The organism is Streptomyces sp. UG1 (assembly GCF_049974585.1).
Lineage (GTDB): Bacteria > Actinomycetota > Actinomycetes > Streptomycetales > Streptomycetaceae > Streptomyces.
Genome location: NZ_JBNGGG010000002.1, coordinates 317471 through 334948, shown reverse-complemented (window position 1 = coordinate 334948; position 17478 = coordinate 317471). Strand labels below are relative to the sequence as shown.

The window sequence follows — 17478 nt, the reverse complement described above, 5'->3', positions numbered from 1 at the left end:
AGTCCTCAGTGCGCCTCGGGTCCCCGCTCCAGCAGCGGGGCCGCGTCGGAGAGTACCCCGCTGATCCTGGCCAGCGTCTCCTCGTCCCGCTCCACCGCGTCGAGCACCGGTCCGCGCGTGGTGTTCCAGCGCCGGGCCACCGCGGCCGGATCCTCGCCGGTCAGCAGGCCCGCCGCCTGGGCCGCGGCGCCGAGCGCGACCAGTTCCCTGGCCTCGGGGACCTGCACCGGACGCCCCGACAGCCGTCGTACGGTCTGCTGCCAGGCCGTGCCCCGGGCGCCGCCGCCGATCAGCAGCAGCGGGGCCGAGCGGTCCGCGTCGTCGTCCAGCACGAGGTCCAGGGCGCCGAGCAGGGCGTGGACGGCGCCGTCGTAGGCGGCCTGAAGGAGCTGGCCGGCGGTCGTGTCGTGGCGCAGGCCGTGCAGGAGGCCGGAGGCGTTGGGCAGGTTCGGCGTGCGTTCGCCGTCGAGGTAGGGCAGGAGCGTGAGGCCCGTGGTGGGTTCCACGGCCTCGCGGTCGAGGCCCAGCAGGCTCGCGAGGCGGTCGACGGCGAGCGTGCAGTTCAGGGTGCAGGCCAGCGGCAGCCAGTCGCCGTGCGCGTCGGCGAACCCGGCGACCGTGCCGGTCGGGTCGGTGGGGCGCCGCCTCGACACGGCGTACACCGTGCCCGACGTGCCGAGGCTCAGCACGGGCGCGCCGGGGCGCAGGCCGAGGCCCAGCGCGGCGGCGGCGTTGTCGCCGGTGCCGGGCGCGACGAGGGTGCCCTTGGAGAACGGCAGGTCGTGGCTGTCGCGCACGGTGCCCGCGACCTCACCGGGCCGGACCACACGGGGCAGCATCGCCGGGTCGAGCCCCACGTGGGCGAGGATCTCCTCGTCGTACGACTCCGTCCCCGACGCCCACCAGCCCGTGCCGGAGGCGTCGCCGCGGTCGGTGGTGCCCTGCCCCGTGAGGCGCTCGGTCAGGTAGTCGTGGGGGAGGCGCACAGCCCTGGTGGCCCGGACGGACTCCGGTTCGTTCTCGGAGAGCCAGACCCACTTCGTGACCGTGAAGGAGGCGGCCGGAACCGAGCCCGTGCGCTCGGCCCAGAACTTCGCGCCACCCAGCTCCTCGGTCAGCCGCCGGGCCTGCGGCGCCGAGCGCACGTCGTTCCACAGCAGCGCCGGACGCACCGGCTCACCCCGGTCGTCCAGCGTGACCAGGCCGTGCTGCTGCCCGCCGATCGACACCGCGGCGGCCTCGCGCGCGGCATCGCCGCACTGGCTCAGCGCCTCGCACAACGCGTCCCACCACTGCCGGGGGTCGCTCTCACGGCCGGCCCCGGAGGACACGGTGTGCGCTGCCTGGCCGCTCGCGACGACCTGGCCGGTCGACGCGTCGACGACCAACGCCTTCGTGGACTGGGTGGACGTGTCCACGCCCACGACGAGCGGACCCTCGGCTGCTGACATCGGGCTCTCCCTTATTTGCGGCTCTGCGCGACGAGGTCATCAGGGTGACAAAGACATCGGGAACTCGGGACTTCGGGTGACAAAGACATCTTGTCTCTTCCCAGAGGTGCGAGCGCATACTAATTTGTAAATCGCCATGACGAAATAGTCGTACGCAGCAAGGAGCCGCGGCATGAGCTACCAGCCCACCCCCGATGACAGGTTCACCTTCGGCCTGTGGACCGTCGGCTGGCAGGGACGGGACCCGTTCGGAGATGCCACCCGCCGAGCCCTCGACCCGGTCGAGACGGTGCAGCGCCTGGCCGAGCTCGGCGCCCACGGCGTCACCTTCCACGACGACGACCTGATCCCCTTCGGGTCCTCCGACACCGAGCGCGAGGCGCACATCAAGCGCTTCCGCGAGGCTCTCGACGCGACCGGCATGACGGTGCCGATGGCCACCACCAACCTCTTCACGCACCCCGTCTTCAAGGACGGCGCCTTCACCGCCAACGACCGCGACGTGCGCCGCTACGCCCTGCGCAAGACCATCCGCAACATCGATCTCGCGGTCGAGCTGGGCGCCAGGACGTACGTCGCCTGGGGCGGCCGTGAGGGCGCCGAGTCCGGCGCCGCCAAGGACGTGCGTGCCGCCCTGGACCGTATGAAGGAGGCCTTCGACCTCCTCGGCGAGTACGTCACCTCCCAGGGCTACGACCTGCGCTTCGCGATCGAGCCGAAGCCGAACGAGCCGCGCGGCGACATCCTGCTGCCCACCGTCGGCCACGCGCTGGCGTTCATCGAGCGCCTGGAGCGCCCCGAGCTGTACGGCGTCAACCCCGAGGTCGGCCACGAGCAGATGGCCGGGCTCAACTTCCCGCACGGCATCGCGCAGGCGCTGTGGGCGGGCAAGCTCTTCCACATCGACCTCAACGGCCAGTCCGGCATCAAGTACGACCAGGACCTGCGCTTCGGCGCCGGCGACCTGCGCGCCGCCTTCTGGCTGGTCGACCTCCTGGAGAGCGCCGGCTACACCGGACCCCGCCACTTCGACTTCAAGCCGCCGCGGACCGAGGACCTCGACGGCGTGTGGGCGTCGGCCGCGGGCTGCATGCGCAACTACCTCATCCTCAAGGAGCGTTCGGCCGCCTTCCGCGCGGACCCGGAGGTCCAGGAGGCACTGCGCGCCTCGCGCCTGGACGAGCTGGCCCAGCCGACGGCGGCGGACGGCCTCAAGGCGCTGCTCGCGGACCGCACCGCCTTCGAGGAGTTCGACGTCGAGGCGGCCGCCGCGCGCGGGATGGCCTTCGAGCGCCTCGACCAGCTCGCGATGGACCACCTGCTGGGCGCCCGCGGCTGAGGTCACGCGCGTGAGCCGGACCGTGTGTGACCGCTGGTCGAGAGGCCGGGTCGCACACCGTCCGGCGTCTCATGATCGATTTTCGCGCGGAATGTTCCGGAATCGTGCGATCCCTGGCATGGGCCGGTATTAACTCCCCAGTTGGGGTCGCGCCCCGGCTCGTCCATGGCGAGTCTTGAGGGTATGGCCATGCCGCCCGTACCGCCTCAGCCGCCAGGATCGCCGGGACCGCCGGGTGACGCGCCGCCTCCGGGCGGTGGCTTCGGACCGCCTCCCGAGGGCTATGGTCCCCCACCCGGAAGCAGCGGCCCGCCCACGTACGGCGGCGGGCCGCCGCAAGAACCGTTCGGTGGGGGAGGCGGACCGGGGCGGCGACGGAATCCGCTGGTCATCCTGCTCGCCGTGATCGTGGCCGCCGGGGCCGTCGTGGCTGTGGTGCTCATGGCCTCGGGGAGCGATGACACACCGGAGCCGGCGCAGAGCACGAGCAGCTCGCCCAAGCCGTCCCTCAGCATCCCCACCGAGCTCCCGAGCAGGCTGCCGAGCGAACTGCCCACATCGCTGCCGTCCGGGTTCCCGACCGAGCTGCCCAGTGAGCTGCCCGGCGACCTGGAGTCGCTGCTGCCGTCACTGGCGGACCAGTTGCCGTAGAGCAGGCGTCAGATGCCGTGCGGCAGCCGCACATGGATCACCGACGTCTCGACACCGCTGTCGACCAGCCGGCCCTGGGCGTCGAACGCGTTCGCGCCGTCCGTCATCCCGAAGTCGTTGTCGTTGATCAGGGCCAGCGTGGCGTGGTCCACGCGCGCGATGCCCTCGATCTTCTCCGGAACACCGGCGACCGTGCCCAGATCGACGACGAGCCGCTTGGACAGCACCGGCACGCCCGAGGCCGCCGGATCGCCGAGCTGCTCGAGCGACGGAGACGTCGTGTCGTCGTCCCAGCGGCTGCCCAGGATGTTCGCCGACCGCTCCAGTCGCACCAGGTGGAGCCGCGCGGCCTTGTCGGTGCGCTCCTCGACCAGCAGCCGGTTCCCGCCCACGGCCACGACCGACGAGATCTTCAGCTCGGAGGTGTCGTCCTCGCCCGGGTCCACCACGTTCACCGGGTCGAAGCGATACGCGTACTCGGCGGTGACCGCCTTCCGCTTCGGCGAGAAACGCAGCAGCCGCGTGGTGCGCGACGCCTCCCCGGCATCCGCGTCGGGCAGCGACAGCGGGCTCTGCACGGCCATCACCAGGTCGCCGCCGGGCAACTGAGCCAGCCCTTCGAAACCGCGGTTGATCTTCCGGTGCAACAGGACCGAAGGCAGCGTCTCCACCACGCGGTAGTCCGTACCGGTCAGGCCGAGCCCCTCGGGCACGTAGCGCGTGAGGACCGTCCCGCGCGCGGAGACGTGCACCAGGGAGGGCCCGTACTCGTCGGCGAGCCAGAAACTCCCGTCGGCGGCCCGCACGATGCCCTCGGTGTCCAGCCCGTTCGGGTTGTACGTCAGAGGACTCCGCGCGTCATAGGTGTACGGCGCCTCGTCGCGTCCCTCCTGGTTCGACAGCCCGGTGACGGCCTTCCCGGAAGCGGTCGTGATCGGGATCGCCTCCAGCACCTTCACGGCACCGGCCGCCACCCGGACCTTGACGATCGCCGGATCGAAGCCCGGCACGGGGAACGTACGGCGCTTCTTGCCGTCCACCTTGATCTGGCCGTTGGGGCCGCGGTCGGTGACCGTCCAGAACTCTCCCTTGCGGTCCGCCGGGTAGAGGTCGCTGCCTATGCCGCCCAGGTCCACGCCCCGGTCGTCGGCGACGCTGCCGGGCAGCAGCGCGTTGCTGAAGGCGGCAAGGGGGATGTCGCCGAGGGTGGCGGTACGCACGACGTGCGCCTCGCCGGCGTGCTTGCCCCCGGAGCCGGCGGCGGGCCCGGCGGCCACGAGCGCCGCGATCACGGCGAGGGGTGCGCCCCCGGCGACGAGACGGTGGACACGGCGTCGGCCTGTGGCGTGCGGGGACATCCGGGCCTCCTGAGGACCAAGTTCGCTGACAGCGGCCAGATTTGAAGCCCGCACGGAACGTCGAACGACGCAGGGGTGAATGCCGGACGGCGGGAGCTCGGCGAGCCGATGTCGCCATCAGCCGACCCGGTTTCTCCCGCGCGCCACGTTGAGGAGCGCTGCCAGGTCCGGTTACGGCTTCTACTCCTCGGTCGCCGACCGCGCCGCGGCCAGCGCCGTCGCCGGATCCCGCGCGGGACCTCCCGCCGGCACCCAGCGGCCCCGCTTCTCGCGATACGGCCACCAGCGCCCGTCCCGCCCCAGGCGCAGTTGGCCCGGCCCGCCGACGACCGTCCACCGATTGCCCCGCGCCCGCAGCGCCGGCCGTTCCTCCTCGTCCCAGGCCGACTCCAGGGCGGCACGCGCGCGTGCGAGCGTTTCGCCCTCGACGGCCCACTCCTCGTCGTGCACGGCCAGCGCGGCGACCCCTCCGAGGCGCCAAGCGCGTACGGCCGTCTCCAGCCCTTCGCGGTCACGGCCCGAGCCGTCGGCCAGCCGCTCGGCCACGTCGGCAGGCGGGGAGCCGGCCGCGAGGCGCACCGCGTCCTGGCTCGGCGTCAACCCGGCTTCGGCGATCCGCTGTTCCGGGCGCGCCCGCAGCGCGTCCGAGAGCAGGCGGTGTGCTTCCGCGGCGGTCCGGGCAGCCAGGAACTCCAGTGCGGCGGGCTCCACGCCGGGCGCGGGTGGCGTCTCGGTGTCCAGGGACGGCGGCGCTCCCGGCTCGGCGGGCGACTCGGGCAGTGCGGGCAGCGGCGGCAGGATGTCGCCGGTCGCATAGGCCTCAGCGGCGTCCACGCCCTCGGGCTCGGCCGGTTCGGACAGTTCGGGCCGGGCGATGGCGGGTGCGGCGCTGCGGGCCTGGAGGTCGTTCAGGAGATCGCGTTCACCGCGCCCGCGCATCAGCAGCAGGACGAACGGGTCCTGGTCCAGCAGCCGGGCCATCTGGTAACAGAGCGCCGTCGTGTGCCCGCAATGGTCCCAGGCATCGCAGCCGCACTCAGGTTCCAGATCGCCCATGCCCGGCAGCAGTTCGATGCCCCTGGCGGCCGCGTCCTCCACCAGGTGCGGCGGCATCTCGCGGTCCAGCAACGCGGCGACGTGCCCGGCGCGCTCCACGGCCATGTCCAGGAAGCGGTCCCACTGGCCCTCGGTCAGCTCCTCCAGCAGCACATCGGCCCGGTGCGCCGTACGGTCGCGGCCCTGCACCACGGCGGTGATGCGCCCCGGACGCACCGACACGGCACCGACCGCTCCCGCGCGCGCGAGCCTGCGGCCGGCCTTGAGCTGCTGCGAGTCCAGCGCCGTCTCCTCCAGTGCCTTCAGCCAGGCCTGGCCCCACCACGTCTGTGCGAAGCCCCGCCCGTGCGCGGGCGGCAGCGCGGCGAACGTGCGCTCCAGGTCACCGTCAAAGCGCGTCATCGCGTTCCCCCTCGCAGTTCCACCAGATCGGCCAGCTCCGCGTCCGTCAGCTCCGTGAGTGCCGCCTCGCCCGCGCCGAGCACCGCGTCGGCGAGCTCCCGCTTGCGGCTGAGCATGTCGGCGATGCGGTCCTCGATCGTTCCCTCGGCGATCAGCCGGTGCACCTGCACGGGCCGGGTCTGGCCGATGCGGTACGCGCGGTCGGTGGCCTGCGCCTCGACGGCGGGGTTCCACCAGCGGTCGTAGTGCACGACGTGCTCCGCGCGGGTGAGGTTCAGGCCGGTGCCGGCGGCCTTCAACGACAACAGGAAGACGGGCGCCTCACCGTCCTGGAAGCGCCCCACCAGGGATTCGCGCTCGGTGACGGGTGTTGCGCCGTGCAGGAACTGCGAGGGCACGCCCCGAGCCGCCAGGTGCTCCTCGATGAGGCGCCCCATCCGCACGTACTGCGTGAAGACCAGAACGCTCGCCCCCTCGGAGAGGATGGTGTCGAGCAGTTCGTCCAGCAGTTCCAGCTTCCCCGAGCGTCCGGCGATCCTCGGCCGCTCCTCCTTGAGGAACTGCGCGGGGTGGTTGCAGATCTGCTTCAGGCCCGTCAGGAGCTTCACGATCAGACCGCGCCGCGCCATGCTGTCGGCTTCGGAGATCTCCGCCAGCGTCTCGCGGACCACGGCCTCGTACAGGCCCGTCTGTTCCGCGGTGAGGGACACGGCACGGTCGGTCTCCGTCTTCGGCGGGAGCTCCGGCGCGATCCCCGGATCGGACTTGCGCCGGCGCAGCAGGAAGGGGCGTACGAGCCGGGCGAGCCGCTCAGCGGCGGCCGGGTCCTGGCCGCCCTCGACGGCCTGGGCATAGCACGCGCGGAAGGTGCCCAGGCGGCCCAGCAGGCCGGGGGTCGTCCAGTCGAGAATGGCCCACAGTTCCGACAGGTTGTTCTCGACCGGGGTGCCGGTCAGCGCCACACGCGCGCGTGCGCCGATGGACCGCAGCTCCCGCGCGGTCGCGGAGTACGGGTTCTTCACATGCTGCGCCTCGTCCGCCACCACCATGCCCCACGGCACGTCGGCGAGCCGGCGCGCGTCCAGGCGCATCGTGCCGTACGTGGTGAGCACGAACTCGCCCTCCGCCACGGAGTCGAGGTCGCGCCGCGATCCGTGGAAGCGGCGCACGCGCGTGCCGGGCGCGAACTTCTCGATCTCGCGCTGCCAGTTGCCCATCAGGGACGTCGGACACACCACCAGCGTCGGACCTGCGGAGGAGGCGTCGGACTGCCGGTGAAGGTGCAGCGCGATCAACGTGATCGTCTTGCCGAGGCCCATGTCGTCGGCCAGACAGCAGCCCAGTCCCAGGGACGTCGTGCGAGCCAGCCAACTCAGTCCCCGCCGCTGATAGTCCCGCAATGTGGCCGCGAGGGCTGCCGGTTGACCCACCGGCTCCTGACCCTCGGGGTCCGCCAGGCGCTCACGCAGCGCCGCCAGCCAGCCCGTGGGCCGGACCTCGACCCGACGGCCGTCCACCTCGGTGGAGCCCGTCAGCGCGGCGCCGAGCGCGTCGATGGGAGTGACCTTGTGGTCCTGCTGCGCACGGGCGCGGCGCACCTCCTGAGGGTCGACGAGGACCCACTGGTCGCGCAGCCGCACCACGGGGCGGTTCGCCTCCGCCAGACGGTCCAGCTCCTCGCGCGTGAGCCGCTGGTCGCCCAGCGCGTACCACCAGTTGAAGGCGAGCAGCGCGTCCGCGGACAGGAACGACGGCGTATCCGATGCGGCCTTGCCGCGCGCGGACTCGTCGTCCGGCGGGCCGATGACCGCGCGCGCCGTCAGTTCGCGGGCCAGCTCCTTGGGCCAGTGCACGTCGACGCCGGCTCCGGCGAGGTGCCGGGCGCCCTCTCCCAGGAGGTCGGTCACCTCATCGTCGGCGAGGTCCACCGAGTCCGGTACGGCCGCCGACAGCAGCGGCGTGAGCGGAGCCCAGGCGCGCGCCGCGCGGCGCAGTGCCAGCAAGGCGTCCATCCGCGCGCGGGGGCCGAAGGCATCGGATCCCGCCCACACGTCGGCGGCATCCGCGACCAGCGTCGGATCACTCACGCTGTGCACCTGGAGCACCGCGCGGAACGTAGGCGCGGCATCGTCGTCCTGCGTCGCCTCGGCGAGGCCGCCGACCTCGAGGCGCAGGGAGAGCCGGACACCCGCGTCGTGGCCGGCGGCGACATCGGCGGCCCACGGGCGCAGGGCGGGTACGTGCTGCGGCTCCCGTGCCGCGTAGACCGGCCCGCCCGTTACGAGCGCCGCCGCGGGGGAGCGGGGAAGGGTATCGGCGACGGCGTCCAGGAAGGCCCGCAGGAGTCGCTCCGGGTCCGGCAGCCTCGGCGGTGCCATGCCGCTCAGTGGCGCGGCGTGTGCTTCGTGCGGCATCGCGGCTGCCAGGGCGCGGATGCGCTCGACGTCCTCAGGCCGCAGGGGACCGACGCGCCAGGCGTCGTGGTCGTCCGCTGAGAGGCCGGGCAACAGTAGTCCCCGGGCCACGAATTGCAGGGCCAGTACCGCGGCCGTGCCCCAGAAGACGCCCGCCCGGGGTGCCTGCGCGGAGGTACGCGCGCGCGTGAGCACGGGCAGGGCGGCCCGAACCGGCAGCAGTACGGCCGGCACGCTCACCGACTCCAGAGCGTCGTCGCCGGGCAGGACGAGGTCCAGTTCCTCGACGGACCCGGCCGCGACGGGTGGAACGGCGGCGCCGTCGGTTCGCCAGAAGGCGACCCGGCCGGTGCGCGCCGGATCACCGGGTATGAAGACGGCGCTGCAGTCGGCCAGTTCGGAGATCTCGGACGGTGTTGCCTCGGGAAGCCTCGGCACGGCGCTGCAGCACTCCTCAAATTTGACTACTCGGTTTCGAGTGGTCGAGGTTACAGCACCCGGCGCACCATCCGGCATGCTGGAGCTGTGACCTGGGTCACTCTTGGTTGGTGTGGGTATCTCCCCTGTGCGGAGCCCAGTGCGTCGGCCGATCGCCGTTCGGGCCTCGGGCGGTCCACGGGGCTCCGCGACCAGTAGGGGCCGTACCTCAGGGTCGTCTCAGGGTCGCGGTTCGGAACTGCCGGGAGCGCGGACCCGTTTTCAGGACAGAGAGCGGCAGTGGCCGCGAAGGAGGCGACGGACATGTCGAAGAACGCGAAGATCGCCGCGGGAGGTGTGGCGGCCGGTCTCATTCTGCTGATCTGGCTGCCGTGGTGGGCCGCGCTCCTGATAGTCCTGGGAGTCCCGGCCGCCGCGTACCTCACGCTCGACCCGTCACAGCGGCGCAGGCTGCGTCGTGTCACGCGCAAGGAGCTCGGCCGCTGATCATCACCCCGCCGCGGGTGCGGCAGGGGCGGACAGCGAGCAGGAGTTGAGCACATCACCGCTCGCGGGCCGGCCGACGGTGTGGTCCGCGGGCGGTCGCGTGCCCTGCTCCACCCATGAGACCAGCGCGTCGAACGCCGACCGGTAGCAGGGCAGGATCGGCCGGAGCCGGTCCGGATAGGTGTCGTACAGCCCGTCGACATGCGTGCCGCCGGCGATCGTGAAGTAGCGGTGCAGTGGACCCCGCCCCCTCGCGTCGATCATGCGCGCGTACACATCCGAGTCGGCCGCCTTCGGCAGCAGCGCGTCCAGATCACCGTGCAGCGTGATCAGCGGTTTGCCGATGCGGCCGGTCAGGGCGACGCGGGCCACGGCGTGACGGACGGACGCGGGGCGCGACGCGTAGGCGTACGTGGCATCGGACGCGCACGGCGCCAGGATCTGCTGCGGGGTGGTTCCGGCGGAGGGGCCGGGACAGCCGGGGTCGTACGCCGGGTCGAACTCGGCGCGGTAGATCTTCTGGGTCACTCCCCAGTAGGCCTGCTCGTGATACGGCCACAGAAACTCGGAGCCGCGCGCGAACCCGGCCGCGTACAGGTCCTCGTCCCGGGCGGAGCCGATCGTGCGTGCCACTGCCGTCGGCAAGGAGGTGAGGAGGTTCGGGCCGTCCGTGGTCCACAGGGCGCCTTCCCAGTCGACGCCGCCGTCGTACAGCTCGGGATGGTTCTCGAGCTGCCAGCGCGTCAGATACCCGCCGTTGGAGATGCCGGTCATGTAGGTGCGACGGGGAGCGTGGCCGTAGCGCAGGGTCGCCGCCTTGCGGGCGGCCCGCGTGAGCTGAGTGGTCCGCGCGTTCCATTCGGCGACCGCGTCACCGGGGCGCTTGCCGTCGCGGTAGAAGTCGGCGCCGCTGTTGCCCTTGTCGGTCGCCGCGTAGGCGTAGCCCAGCGCGAGCACCTGGTCGGAGATCGCCCTGTCCGTCGCGTACTGCTTGCGTGTGCCCGGGGCTCCGGTGACGACCAGTCCGCCGTTCCAGCGGTCCGGCAGCCGGATCACGAACTGCGCGTCGTGATGCCAGCCGTGTGTGGCGTTGAACCGGGAGGAGTCAGGGAAGTAGCCGTCGATCTGAATGCCGGGGACCGGGGCCGGTGACCGGGTGCCTCGTGCGGTCAGCCCGGCCTGGTCGGCCATGTCGGTGTAGGGCGTTCCGGCGAGCCCTGTCGTGGTCAGGTCCGCCAGGCAGGCGCTCCGCTGGAGGGCCGCGCCCGGTACAGGTACGTGGTCCTGGCGCGCGCAGTGCCGCTCGTCGACTGCCGTGGCCGTTGCGGGAGCAGGCCCGCCGAGGGCGGCGGCCAGCAGGGTCGCGGCGAGGAACGGAACAGCCCGGGACAGGCGCATGAGGGCCTCCTGGCAGAGGGGAGACGGGGCGTGAGCAAGTGCAACGTGAAGCTGCCTCATGGTGCTGGCCCGGATTCGCGTCAGCCATGGGCTGGGCCCACATGGAGTCGCGCCGTGAGATGGGGTCTCGGGACAGGACTGCCGGAGCCAGCCAGGAGTGTCTTCACGGTGAGCGGGGTCCCAGGGCCTTGCGGGAGGCGTGCGCCTGTGCACACCCGGCGCTGCGGCCACGCCGGGTGCCGCCCCGTCTCCTACGGGCGCGCCACGCCCACGTCTCGCCCCGCGCGCGGGCTCAGATCGGGCGTACGGCCATCTTGTCGAGCGCTTCCAGCAGGCCGGGCAGCTCCGGTCCGCGGCCCACCGGCAGGACCTCGCCGGGTTCGTCGTCCAGGAGCACGAACGCGATGTCGTCGGTCCTGGCGACGAGCGACCAGCCGGGGCCGTCCGCGCGAAGGGTCCGCGCGTCACCCGGGGCGAAGGAGGACCGGACGCGGCCGAGCGGCGGCGGGGAGTCCACGTACGCGCGTGCCTCGGCGAGGACTCGCCGGATGCCGCTGTGGCCGCCTCGGGGCTCGGCCTCCTCACCCGTCTCGGCGATCCCGGCCTTCTGGCCCTCGGTCTTGCCGCCGCCGGCGGCCCCGCTCCCGGCACCCTCCGCATCCGCGGCGGCGTCCGACGCGCCGCCCGGCCTGATGAACTTGGCGTCGTCGATCTGCTCGCGCCAGATCGCCCATTGCAGTGCGATCTCGTCGGCCCCCAGGCGCCGTTGAGCCGGGCCCCACACGCTCGTGTCCGGCGGGGCCAGCGGCGGGCCGTCCGCGGTCTCGGGGGCGGGGTCGTGCGGCGCGGGCACGTTGGGAGCGGAGACGGCGACTGCCAGGGGCCAGCCGGGCAGCGCGGCCACGACCGTACGTTCGTCGGGTGACAGGTCGTACTCCATGCCGCAGTCCCAGGACGCGATGGCGACGGCGACCAGGGAGACGTCGTCGACGACGACCGTCCATCGTGCCCCACCACCATCCTGGCCGAGCACCAGGCCGTACCCGTCCGCCAGCGGCGCGAGACCCAGCGCCGCGCAGGCCTCCGGATAGTCGTCGCCCAGCACGCTCGGGAACTGCGCCGGCGTCAGCAGCACCGCCGTGAGCACGTAGAGCGCATCGTCCGCGGCGGCGACGGCCTCCTCATCCGTCCCGGCCATCCCAGCCTCCCCATCGGTTCGTCCATCGGCGCGCACCCTAGTGCGACCGGAAGCCGCTTGTCACGACTCCCAGGCACACCCGGAGCTGCAGTTTTCCGGCCGGACGGGGCGAATCGACCGTGATTTTGCCAACCCTGTCAGGACGCCGGCAGTCCGAGGAGGGACCGGGCCACGGTCTGCGGTGATTCGTCGCGCTCCCGGGCGAGCGCGATGACGGCGCGGCACGCCAGCTCATTCACCCCGAACGACAGGGCTTCCGGGGAGACCCAGCCGGCGGCCTCGTCGATCTGCTCCTGGTCGTCCTCCGCGCAGGCTGACACATACACGGCGGCGGCCTCGAACAGATTGTGCGTGCGCCTCTTCCTTCCGGTGTCCGGCTCCCTTCCGGCGTCCGGCCGCGCGCGAAAGGCCTGCAGGAATCTCGCACACGACTTGCGCACCCTGCCCCACATGCTGATCACCATCCCCCTCTGTGGTGCTACCGGTTGATCGTTCATCTCCTGCTAATCAACGTAGAGTTGGAGCCCCGGCGGCAGAAGGGGGACGACGCGGTGAAGGGCTCTCGACGGCTTGAACGGCTCCACGCGGGCGGCCGCTCCGACGCCCCTGGGCGCCCCTGCGCCCCCCGGCAGCTCGGGGTCAGCCGCGATCATGCGGGACATCCTCGAGGGGCTGTCGGTGAGCCGTCAGGACTCCCGTACGGCGAGTGCCAGGAAGCGGTCGTCCTCGTCGACGTACGACGTCATGCGCCAGCCCGAACCGGACAGGAGTGGCCGGAGGTTGGGCTCGGCACGTAGGTCGTCGGGTGTGATCCGGCGGCCCTGGCGTGCCGCGAGTGCCGCCCTGCCGATCGGGTGGAACAGCGCCAGCGTGCCGCCGGGGCGCACCACACGGGCCAATTCCCGCAGGTTCTCGGCCGGATGGGGCAGGTGCGCGACGAGGCCGGCCGCGAACACGGCGTCCAGCGACTCCGACCGCAGCGGCAGCGCGGCCACGTCGGTGAGCAGCAACTGCCCGTCCGCGTCCCGCCCGGCCCGTACGGCGGCCTCCAGCATGGCCGGGGTCAGATCCGCCCCCAGGACCACTCCCGCGGGCCCCACGGCGGCACGCAGCGGCGGCAGGGCGCGCCCGGTGCCGCAGCCCGCGTCCAGCACCCGAGCCCCCTCCCGCAGCCCGAGCTCGGCGACCGCGGCCGCGTAGGCCGGCCCGTCGTCGGGGAACCTGCTGTCCCAGTCGGCGGCGCGGGCGGTGAAGAACTCCTGCACATGTGTGTGGTCGTCGCTCATGCTCCGCATGATCCCTCACCGGCACGGATGACACCGCTGTGCACACGTTCGAGCGTGACGTGGTCGTTCCGGTGCATCACTACGTCATATTGCTACAGCTTTCGAAATGCGCCCCCTTCGCGCGCCCCAGCCCCGGCTAGCGTCCCGGGGCCATGGGACACTTGGACCACGCCGCCCTCGGCTGGCTGACCCCCGTGCTGTCGTACGCGATGGCCTGCACCGGCGCCGCGCTCGGCCTGCGCTGCACCGTGCGCGCGCTCGCCGCCACCGGCCGCTCGCGCCGCAACTGGCTCATCACCGCCGCCTCGGCGATCGGCACCGGCATCTGGACCATGCACTTCGTGGCCATGCTGGGCTTCAGCGTCGGCGGCACCGACATCCGCTACGACGTGCCGCTCACCATCCTGAGCCTCCTCGTCGCCATGACCGTCGTGTGCGCCGGCGTCTTCGCGGTCGGATACGGCCGCGACCGGACGCGCGCGCTCCTCCTCGGCGGGCTCACCACCGGGCTCGGAGTCGCGAGCATGCACTACTTGGGCATGGCCGCCGTACGGCTCCACGGCGACATCACCTACGACCCCGCGCTCGTCGGGCTCTCCGTAGTGATCGCCGTCGTCGCGGCGACGGCGGCCCTGTGGGCTGCGCTCAACATCAAGTCGCCGGTAGCCGTCACCATCGCCTCGCTGATCATGGGCGTGGCGGTCAGCAGCATGCACTACACCGGCATGTTCGCGGTCGGCGTGCGCGTCACGCCCTCCGGCGAGGTCCTGCCCGGGGCCACGGCGATGCAGTTCATCTTCCCCCTCGCCGTCGGCCTCGGGTCCTACCTCTTCCTGACCTCCGCCTTCGTCGCGCTGTCGCCCACGACGGGGGAGCGCGAGGCGTCCGCGTCGGCTCAGCGGTCGGTCGAGAGCGTCGCCGGCTAGCCGCAGGCCGCGGGTCCGGACCGGAGAGGCCCGGCAGCACGCCCCGAACCACTTCCGAGCGAGGAGGCCATGCGCACACCCCGTAGGACCACCACAGCCGGCGCCCCGACGCCGTCATCGCCTCCGGTGCGCGGCCGCCGCGCCCACGCCGGACCACCGGCCGACGAAGGGCCGGACGAGCCCCTGGGCAGGGTGCCGGACGCTCCACCCGCGCGCGTGGAGCGCTGGCGCATACGTCCGCGCACCGTCCGCGCCAAGATCATCTGCCTGCTGATGGTGCCCGTCGTCTCACTGCTGGCCCTGTGGGGCTACGCCACGGTCACCACCGCACAGGACGTCTCCAGGCTGCGCCAGTTGCAGCACGTCGACTCGGAGATCAGGGCACCCGTCGCCGACGCCGTGACCGCCCTCCAGGCCGAACGCACGGCCGCCGTGCGCTACGCGACCGGACCTTCGGCCGGACGGAGCGACGATCTGCGCAAGCGCGCGGAGGACACGGACAAGGCCGTGGCACGGCTGCGCCTCGGTGACCGCAACACCGTCGCCGACGGCGGGGAACTCCCTGCCGGAGTGGCCGGGCGGCTCGAGGCCTTCGTCGGCGGTGCGGAGCGGCTGGGCACCGTACGGAGCGCCGTCCTCGACCGGCGCTCGGGCTGGGACGAGGCGTACGGGCAGTACACGAGGACCATCGCCACCGCCTTCTCGGTGGGCGGCGCGCTCACCGGCATCCAGGACGCCGAGCTGGGTTCCGACGCGCGCGTACTGCTCGAATTCGCCCGCGCCGGCGAGGCGTTGGCCCAGGAGGACGTGGTGCTCGACAGCGCACGCCTGACCGGACACCTCGACGGGGAGCGGCTGCGGCTGTTCACCGGCGCCGTCGACACCCGCCGTACGCTCACCGAGTCCGCCGTGGCCGACCTGCGCGGCCCGGAACGCGCGGCCTGGCGGCGCCTCGCCGACGGCGGCGACTACGCGTCCGTCACGGCCGTCGAGGACAAGGTCCTCGCCACCACACCGGGCCCAGGCGCGATCGACGCGGCACCGGAAGACGCCTGGAGCAGGGCACACGCACGCGTGCAGGGCGCGATGCGGGCCATCGAGCAGGACGCCGGGCGCGATGTCGCGGATCGCGCCGACCCGTTCGCCCGCGGTCTGCTCACCCCGGCCGGTGCCGCCGTCCTGCTCGGTCTGGTCGCCGTAGCCGCCTCGCTCGTGATCTCCGTGCGCATCGGCCGCGGACTCGTCGTCGAGCTGGTGAGCCTGCGCAACAGCGCCCTCGAGATCGCCCGGCGCAAACTGCCCGAGGCCATGCGCAAGCTGCGCGCCGGTGAGGAGATCGACATCCGGGCCGAGGCTCCGCCGGGACCGCCCGCCGAGGACGAGACCGGTCAGGTCGGCGAGGCGCTGGGCACCGTGCACCGCGCCGCCCTCCGGGCCGCGGTGGAGCGCGCCGAGCTGGCCAGCGGCATCTCCGGCGTCTTCGTCAACCTCGCCCGCCGCAGCCAGGTGCTCGTGCACCGCCAACTGAGCCTGCTGGACAGCATGGAACGGCGCTCCGACGACCCGAACGAACTGAGCGACCTCTTCCGGCTCGACCACCTCACCACCCGCATGCGACGCCACGCCGAGAGCCTGATCATCCTCTCCGGGGCGGCACCCGGGCGGGGCTGGCGGATGCCGGTCTCCCTGACCGACGTGGTCCGCGCCGCCGTCTCCGAAGTGGAGGACTACGCGCGCGTGGAGGTACGCCAGCTCCCCGAGGCCTCCGTCGTCGGCGCGGCCGTCGCCGACCTCACCCACCTTCTCGCCGAGATCGTCGAGAACGCAGCCCAGTTCTCGCCTCCCCACACGCGCGTGCGCATCACCGGAGAGCCCGTCGGCAACGGCTACGCCGTCGAGGTCGAGGACCGCGGCCTCGGCATGGGCAAGGATGTGCTGGAGCAGGCCAACCGGCGCATCGAACAGTCCGAGGCGCTCGACCTGTTCGACAGCGACCGTCTGGGCCTCTTCGTGGTCAGCAGGCTCGCGTCCCGGCACGGCATCAAGGTCCACCTGCGCACCTCGCCCTACGGCGGTACCACCGCGGTCGTCCTGCTGCCCACCGCCCTGCTGCACAGCGCCTCGGCGGAACGTTCCCCCGGCACTCAGGCGGACGCCCGGCGGCCCGCGGAACGCGACCACGCGCGCGTGCCCGCCATCGACCGGCACCAGGAGCCCGTCCAGGCGGTCGCCGACCGGCCCGCACTGGTGGCTCCGGCACCGGCCGAGACCCCGACCACGCACCAGACCCCACCCTCCGGAGTCACCACCTTGCGACTGCACCGCCCACCGGACGACTCCGCGGCCTCCGACGACCTCCCGCGCCGCGTACGGCAGGCGAGCCTCGCCCCCCAACTGCGCGAAGGGCGCCTCAAGGAAGAAGCGGGCACGACCGCCTCCCACGCCGACGGCCGGCGCACCCCCGAACTCGTCAGGGACCGCATGGCGGCCTACCGCGACGGCTGGGCGCGGGGCGGCGGCAGGCAGCCCGGCCGCGGCGCCGGCCCCGAACCCACACCGCGCGGCGACAGCAGCGAAGGAGACCCCGCATGATCCAGGATCCGAGCAGGAGAGCCGACGCGGGGGCCTCCCCGCTCGAGCGCGGCCGAGAGTGGGGGAGGTCCGGCCAACTGGACTGGCTGCTGGACGACTTGGTGCTGCGCGTGCGAGAGGTGCGGCACGCCGTGGTGCTGTCCAACGACGGACTCGCCGTGGGCGCGTCCACCGACCTGCGCCGCGAGGACGCCGAGCACCTCGCCGCGGTCGCCTCCGGCTTCCACAGCCTGGCCAAGGGCGCGGGCCGGCACTTCGGCGCCGGCGGGGTCCGCCAGACCATGGTCGAGATGGACGACGCCTTCCTGTTCGTCGCGGCCGCCGGCGACGGCTCCTGCCTCGCCGTCCTCACTGCCGTGACCGCCGACATCGGGCTGGTGGCGTACGAGATGGCACGGCTGGTCAAACGCGTCGGCGAACACCTCTACACGCCCCCGCGCGCCGCCGCGCGGCCACCCGCCGCGCGATGAGCCGGAAGGGCGG

14 protein-coding genes are annotated in these 17478 nt (G+C 72.8%); 6 read left to right on the top strand and 8 right to left on the bottom strand.

The genetic code is table 11. From position 1 onward, the window contains the following. Window positions 1-5: 5 nt before the first annotated feature. A complete protein-coding gene (gene xylB / locus ACP4J3_RS03745) occupies window positions 6-1451 on the bottom strand; it encodes a xylulokinase (protein WP_426530314.1) in 1446 nt (481 codons plus the stop codon). 172 nt (window positions 1452-1623) lie between these two features. Between xylB and xylA the strand changes: the two genes are divergently transcribed. Together xylA and ACP4J3_RS03735 are read left to right on the top strand one after the other, a co-directional pair. After that, window positions 1624-2790, top strand: coding sequence for a xylose isomerase (xylA, locus tag ACP4J3_RS03740; protein WP_426530312.1), 1167 nt, complete (start codon window positions 1624-1626; stop codon window positions 2788-2790). Window positions 2791-3192: 402 nt separating this feature from the next. Then, window positions 3193-3441, top strand: a complete 249-nt coding sequence (locus ACP4J3_RS03735; RefSeq protein ID WP_426530310.1) for a hypothetical protein — start codon at window positions 3193-3195, stop codon at window positions 3439-3441. A gap of 8 nt (window positions 3442-3449) precedes the next feature. Here ACP4J3_RS03735 and ACP4J3_RS03730 read toward each other — a convergent pair whose 3' ends face one another. The 3 genes from ACP4J3_RS03730 to ACP4J3_RS03720 all read right to left on the bottom strand — a co-directional run bounded on the left by ACP4J3_RS03730 (window position 3450) and on the right by ACP4J3_RS03720 (window position 9109). Continuing rightward, window positions 3450-4799 carry an esterase-like activity of phytase family protein gene (locus tag ACP4J3_RS03730; protein WP_426530308.1) on the bottom strand — a complete coding sequence of 450 codons (1350 nt, stop codon included), beginning with the start codon at window positions 4797-4799 and terminating at the stop codon, window positions 3450-3452. Between the two features lie 180 nt (window positions 4800-4979). Beyond that, window positions 4980-6257 carry an SWF or SNF family helicase gene (locus ACP4J3_RS03725; RefSeq protein ID WP_426530307.1) on the bottom strand — a complete coding sequence of 426 codons (1278 nt, stop codon included), beginning with the start codon at window positions 6255-6257 and terminating at the stop codon, window positions 4980-4982. Then, window positions 6254-9109: a DEAD/DEAH box helicase gene (locus ACP4J3_RS03720; RefSeq protein ID WP_426530305.1), complete on the bottom strand. Its 2856-nt coding sequence runs from the start codon at window positions 9107-9109 to the stop codon at window positions 6254-6256. The genes ACP4J3_RS03725 and ACP4J3_RS03720 overlap by 4 nt, the downstream gene beginning before the upstream one ends. 303 nt (window positions 9110-9412) lie before the next feature. Here ACP4J3_RS03720 and ACP4J3_RS03715 point away from each other — a divergent pair, with 303 nt between their 5' ends. Further along, window positions 9413-9595 carry a hypothetical protein gene (locus tag ACP4J3_RS03715; RefSeq protein WP_086731275.1) on the top strand — a complete coding sequence of 61 codons (183 nt, stop codon included), beginning with the start codon at window positions 9413-9415 and terminating at the stop codon, window positions 9593-9595. 3 nt (window positions 9596-9598) lie between these two features. Here the strand turns inward: ACP4J3_RS03715 and ACP4J3_RS03710 are convergent, their stop codons facing one another. From ACP4J3_RS03710 to ACP4J3_RS03695, 4 genes are all read right to left on the bottom strand, one after another. Continuing rightward, a complete protein-coding gene (locus tag ACP4J3_RS03710) occupies window positions 9599-10993 on the bottom strand; it encodes a tannase/feruloyl esterase family alpha/beta hydrolase (protein WP_426530302.1) in 1395 nt (464 codons plus the stop codon). A 292-nt stretch (window positions 10994-11285) separates the two neighbouring features. Next, window positions 11286-12191: a hypothetical protein gene (locus tag ACP4J3_RS03705; protein WP_426530300.1), complete on the bottom strand. Its 906-nt coding sequence runs from the start codon at window positions 12189-12191 to the stop codon at window positions 11286-11288. 137 nt (window positions 12192-12328) lie between these two features. Then, window positions 12329-12643 carry a hypothetical protein gene (locus ACP4J3_RS03700; RefSeq protein WP_426530377.1) on the bottom strand — a complete coding sequence of 105 codons (315 nt, stop codon included), beginning with the start codon at window positions 12641-12643 and terminating at the stop codon, window positions 12329-12331. 234 nt (window positions 12644-12877) lie between these two features. Beyond that, window positions 12878-13477 carry a class I SAM-dependent methyltransferase gene (locus tag ACP4J3_RS03695; protein ID WP_426530298.1) on the bottom strand — a complete coding sequence of 200 codons (600 nt, stop codon included), beginning with the start codon at window positions 13475-13477 and terminating at the stop codon, window positions 12878-12880. A 152-nt stretch (window positions 13478-13629) separates the two neighbouring features. Between ACP4J3_RS03695 and ACP4J3_RS03690 the strand changes: the two genes are divergently transcribed. From ACP4J3_RS03690 to ACP4J3_RS03680, 3 genes are all read left to right on the top strand, one after another. Next, complete coding sequence (locus tag ACP4J3_RS03690; RefSeq protein ID WP_426530295.1) at window positions 13630-14403, top strand: MHYT domain-containing protein; 774 nt, start codon at window positions 13630-13632, stop codon at window positions 14401-14403. Between the two features lie 69 nt (window positions 14404-14472). Further along, window positions 14473-16995, top strand: a complete 2523-nt coding sequence (locus ACP4J3_RS03685) for a sensor histidine kinase (protein ID WP_426530293.1) — start codon at window positions 14473-14475, stop codon at window positions 16993-16995. Beyond that, window positions 16992-17465, top strand: coding sequence for a roadblock/LC7 domain-containing protein (locus ACP4J3_RS03680; protein ID WP_426530292.1), 474 nt, complete (start codon window positions 16992-16994; stop codon window positions 17463-17465). The genes ACP4J3_RS03685 and ACP4J3_RS03680 overlap by 4 nt, the downstream gene beginning before the upstream one ends. Window positions 17466-17478: the final 13 nt, after the last annotated feature.